Source organism: Microbulbifer discodermiae (assembly GCF_040742695.1).
GTDB lineage: Bacteria > Pseudomonadota > Gammaproteobacteria > Pseudomonadales > Cellvibrionaceae > Microbulbifer.
The window spans coordinates 1-4960 of the sequence record NZ_JBFLAB010000106.1 but is presented as its reverse complement, the minus strand read 5'-3'; the positions used below and the strand labels follow the sequence as shown (position 1 = coordinate 4960).

The window sequence follows — 4960 nt, the reverse complement described above, 5'->3', positions numbered from 1 at the left end:
GTTCTCCATCAGGGTGTGACCAAGGTAAGCCAGCTTTGCTTCACTACCTTGTGACTTCTTGAAACTGCGGGCATCCGGATCGGTCTTTGACTCATGGGTGTCATTCAGGCGCTTTTCTCCGTGAAAATCGACCTCTTGATTGCGCCCACCGCCTGTGGAATCCGAATCATCTTCATCCTTTGGCCGAAAGCTTTTCTGCGAGGCCCAGGCCTGTATCAGTGTGCCATCCACACTAAAATGCTCTTCACTGAGCAGGTTGCGTTTACGCGCTATGGCGACGACTTCTTCGAACAGTGCTGGGATAACGTCGTGCTCCAGAAGGCGATCCCGGTTCTTACTAAAAGTAGAGTGATCCCAAACCACATCATCCACCGTCAGACCGACAAACCAACGAAATAGCAGGTTGTAGCTCATTTGTTCCATCAGTTGCCGCTCGCTGCGGATGGTATACAGAACCTGCAACAACTGTGCGCGCAAAAGGCGCTCAGGCGGAATAGATTCCCGCCCCCGCTCAGAATAGGCGCCACAAAGCAGCCAATCGATGCGCCGAAGCGCCTCGTTAAACAGCGATCGGATTGAACGTAACGGATGGTTTTTGGGCACGAAGCTCTCGAGGTGTACCGTTGTAAAAAGAGCTTCTTGAGTGATATCAGCGCCACGCATGTCGGAGTAAGACCTAGTTTTTATCGTACGAGAATTTTATCAAAGCCGCTGATGATGCGGGACAATTTCAACAGCCTGTTAGGATTGCAAGATCTCCTCCAGATTGTTGATTGATCATATGCGAACTGTTTTTTTCCTACTGTGCTGTCAGTTAAGCAGCGAGAAAAATAGACAAGAGATGGCAATACAGGGCGATCGACTTAATGACTAAGACTTAGCCTGCTCAGTTACTCTCTTGCTCAATATGTCTAACATGTCATAAATAACAATATAGCTATTTATGTGTTTTTCAATACTTAAATGTGATAGAGATCACAAATATCCAATTGGTTTTTTTAATGATAAAAAACTTTTTTTATAGCGACTGTATATGAACGCCCCTTACTGCGGATCAAGTGATCGACTTGCGTTGCATGAAGAGGGACCCATGCTTTTTTAGCCCTTTTGCGATTCTTTAGGCTTTTGGCAAGTATTTGGTTACTTGGATACAGCTCCCTAGCAGGTTGTTGAGAAAGCCCTCCCTGGCTTCCCTCAACCCGGGTTTGCGGCGCATGTCCGCAAACCCTCCACGACAAATCAAGCAGTTACATGCTTGATTTGCGGCCCGAACATCCCTGTTCGAGACAGCAGGCTACTGAAAAGGACTTTTTCAACAGCCTGCTAGTGCAGTAGGTAAGTTGGTGCCAAAAAAATCTGATTTGATGTTTTCATGCCAAGACACTCTTCGCTCACTTGTTGAGTTTACCCACAACGCGCTCTATACGCTGACTAGGGATAGCGATGAAATTGCAATCCTTGGGAAAATACTGCCGGATAAGGCCGTTGTTATTTTCATTTAATCCACGGTCCTAGGAGGCATAAGGGTGCGCAAAGTAGAAGTTGATGTCGCATGTCTCGGCAATAGCTCGGTGACAAGCAAATTTCTTGCCGTTGTCTGAGATGATGGTATGGACCTGCTCGGACCAAGGTAAGACCATCGCTATCATCGTACCCTAGATACCCTTGGCCTCTTGGGTGGGTGCTTTGGCGGTGAGCGCCAATCGCGATTTGCGCCCTGTCAACCAAACGATGGCTCGCTTGCGATGCTTGCCAATAATGGTATCGAATTCCCAATCACCGAGGTGGACACGGTGCTCTACAATCTTCGGGGGCTCTACAATTTTCGGAGGCTCTTCGATAGAGACCCAGTGAGGAAGATAACCGCGGCGATCATAGCTGCCACTGTCCTTCTCATCCTTGCCGGTACGAAAAGCGGTGATGTTACCGAAGTTTGCTCTCCATTCCGATCGGTTGAGTTACACTGACTAGTTAAATCTGGACTTATTAGAATTTCGTATTTCTAGATATATAAAACGGCAGAGTAATATATTCGCACTGCCGCTACATTTTTGCTGCAGTCAGAGTACTATTTTGACCTCTTTTTCATCACGTTCAACCTCGACGCGATCACCTGAATTTTTTCTGGGATTTTGTGCAATTCCTACTGCGAATTGGACCTTGTCCAACACCCAAGCTTCAAATGAAGATGGTGTCCAAATTTTACTCCGACCCCAATTACTCTGTATACCTGGATAGCCGGGTTCCTGGGAATTGGAATCTCGAGCGATAATCGATTCGCTGTACCATTTTCGTCAACGCCCGTATTTGTTCTGGCGAAAATCCCTCTTATCGACAAAACCGACAAAATCAAGTAGCTTGCAACGGATATGATCCAAGCAGCGCGGGCAGGATTTGAGCCAATCATAACAAGAGGAGGGTTATGTCGTGTTTAAGTGGATAAAAGTGATAGCAGCTGGGGCAGCATTCTCACTGGCAGCCTGCAGTGGGCTCAAGACGCCAGACTTGAGTGAGCAGAGCATCACCGAACTACAGACGATGATGTCCGAAGGGCAACTCAGCTCGGTGCAGCTGGTGGAGTACTATCAGGCGCGTATCGCCAAATACGATACTGGTGAAAAGGGCTTACACTCAATCATTGTGGTCAATCCCGACGCCCTTGAGATCGCCAGGCAACTGGATGAGGAGCGGGCACAAAAGGGGCCGCGGGGCCCTCTCCACGGTATCCCGGTATTGCTAAAAGACAATATTGATACCGCCGATAAGATGCCAAACACAGCCGGGTCACTGTTGCTCAAGGATAACCTGCCCAAACAGGACGCCCCACTGGTGGCAAAACTCCGCGCCGCGGGTGCTGTTATTCTGGGCAAAGCGAACCTGAGTGAGTGGGCCAATTTTCGCGCCCATCCCTCCAGCAGTGGCTGGAGCGCGATGGGGGGACAGGTGCTAAATCCCTATAAAGAGGGCGCCAACCCCTGTGGCTCCAGCGGTGGTTCAGCAGTTGCCGTGGCCGCCGACCTGGTAGCAGTATCAGTGGGCACCGAGACCGATGGCTCTCTGACCTGCCCGGCAGCCATCAACGGTATTGTCACTATCAAACCAACCCTGCACCTCATCAGCCAGAGCGGTATTATACCTATCGCCCACAGTCAGGATACCGCAGGGCCAATGGCGCGCACCGTGGCCGACGCCACCCTGTTGCTGGAATCCATGACCGACAATAGTGTTGACTACAGCTCAGCACTCAAGCAAGACGGCTTGCAGGGCAAGCGTATTGGTGTGGTCCGCAACCTGATGGGCTACAACCAAAATCTAGACAATACCTTTGATGCGGAGTTACAAGCACTGCAGGCCCAGGGCGCGGAGCTGGTGGACAGCTGTGACATCACCACGGTTGGCCAGTTTTCGGAGCAGGAATTCACCGTACTGTTATCGGAGTTCAAGGCGGGAATCAATGCCTACCTGGCGCAGGCGGACCTGCCGGAGGTGAATAATCTTAAGGCGCTGGTGGAGGGCAATAAGCAGCTAGCCGACAGGGAACTTGTCCACTTCGGCCAGGAGTTGTTCGAATATTCACTTAAAGCGCCAGCGTTAACCGATTCCGCCTATATACAGGCTCAGGAAAGCGCCAAGCGCTTGGCCGGTAAGGAGGGAATCGATGCCGCACTGGATCGTTGCGATGTAGACCTGTTGATTGCACCCACTGTGGGACCGGCCTGGCAGACCAACTACGAGAGTGGCGATAAATTCCAGGGCTCGGCCGGCAGCCCGGCTGCGGTAGCCGGCTATCCCCATATCACGGTGCCAATGGGTTTTGTGGAGGGTTTGCCCGTCGGTATCTCCTTTTTCTCCGGTGCAAATACCGAGCCGCTATTGATCGAGGCAGCCTACGGCTATGAACAGGCAACCCATCACCGTATTGCGCCTTCGTTGGTTTGGATCACTGAAACTACCGAAACTGAGTGACCTGATATAGGAATATTGGCGGGCAGGGTTGGCACGATACTGTTTGATCAAAAAACCATCAGCAGAACCCGCGATGACAATAGCACCGTCATACAGGTCACAACTGCGGTCAACCACCAACAAGCTGCCGTGATGGATTCCATGACCAATCATCGACCGGCCTTCACCAGGTAGGTGGCGTAAGGTCGCCGGACAAGCCAGTCATGTATGGATTCTGGTGTAGGTCCAGAGTCTGCACGGCGCCGGTAAAGCCTGACAGTAGCCGACACACTACTATGTCCATGCCCAACTCTGGTAACGGCTCACAGGACCAGGACCGCAATTCACCCGCTTCAGCAAACCAAATTTGGTCCTGCTATAGGACGTAGAGATTGACCAAGGTTCAAGTAAGTGCGGGCGTTGGTACCAAACGGCACGAGTTGGCAACTGGCCCGTTGGGCCCAGATCCAATCATCGATGACTATAGGCTTCTCCGCATAAGCCGCTGCTTGCGATGGAAAACCTACCACCCAGTCGATCAACTTTCTTCAATTATTTTAATACCTTGCACGTAAGTAAGTGTCACTCTACTCTGACCCCAATTATTAGTTATTATAATTAGTGGCAAATTTTTGCATTGTGCTCCAATGTTTCAGTCAATCTCGGTTTTTTCATAACAATATTTCCACTTAAGGTTCCTAACTTACCATACACTACAACGTAATTGCCTAGGCAGGGTTTATACTTACTAGGCGGCTTATCGGCCATATACAAAGCGCTGCCCCATAAAAACCTTCCATCGATATCAGAATATTCTTTACTTGGATAAAGGAATATTCCTCCAGCAGTATGTGCAGCTAAATACCCCCGCACGTAAGCGTCCGGGCATCACACCTTGTCAGCAGGAACCCAGTTATGGGGCAGCAGCTCGCCGATAGCACTGGCGCGATGCATCGGTAATCGCTGCATCACATCTTTCAGATACGCAAAGGGATCATGACCATTCAGCTTGGCT

4 protein-coding genes are annotated in these 4960 nt (G+C 50.2%); 1 reads left to right on the top strand and 3 read right to left on the bottom strand.

The window, feature by feature from the left end:
* Nucleotides 1-663: IS5 family transposase (locus AB1S50_RS18770; protein WP_367152744.1), on the bottom strand; the 663-nt coding region annotated here is incomplete at its 3' end.
* A gap of 1764 nt (nt 664-2427) precedes the next feature.
* On the opposite strand from AB1S50_RS18770, the gene AB1S50_RS18765 reads away from it, so the two are divergent.
* Nucleotides 2428-3966 carry an amidase gene (locus tag AB1S50_RS18765; RefSeq protein ID WP_367152742.1) on the top strand — a complete coding sequence of 513 codons (1539 nt, stop codon included), beginning with the start codon at nt 2428-2430 and terminating at the stop codon, nt 3964-3966.
* On the opposite strand, the gene AB1S50_RS18760 is transcribed toward AB1S50_RS18765, so the two are convergent.
* Together AB1S50_RS18760 and AB1S50_RS18755 are read right to left on the bottom strand one after the other, a co-directional pair.
* Nucleotides 3871-4167, bottom strand: a complete 297-nt coding sequence (locus AB1S50_RS18760; protein ID WP_367152746.1) for a LexA family protein — start codon at nt 4165-4167, stop codon at nt 3871-3873. The genes AB1S50_RS18765 and AB1S50_RS18760 overlap by 96 nt on opposite strands.
* 666 nt (nt 4168-4833) lie before the next feature.
* The coding region (locus AB1S50_RS18755; RefSeq protein ID WP_367152251.1) for a transposase domain-containing protein at nt 4834-4960 on the bottom strand (127 nt) is incomplete at its 5' end.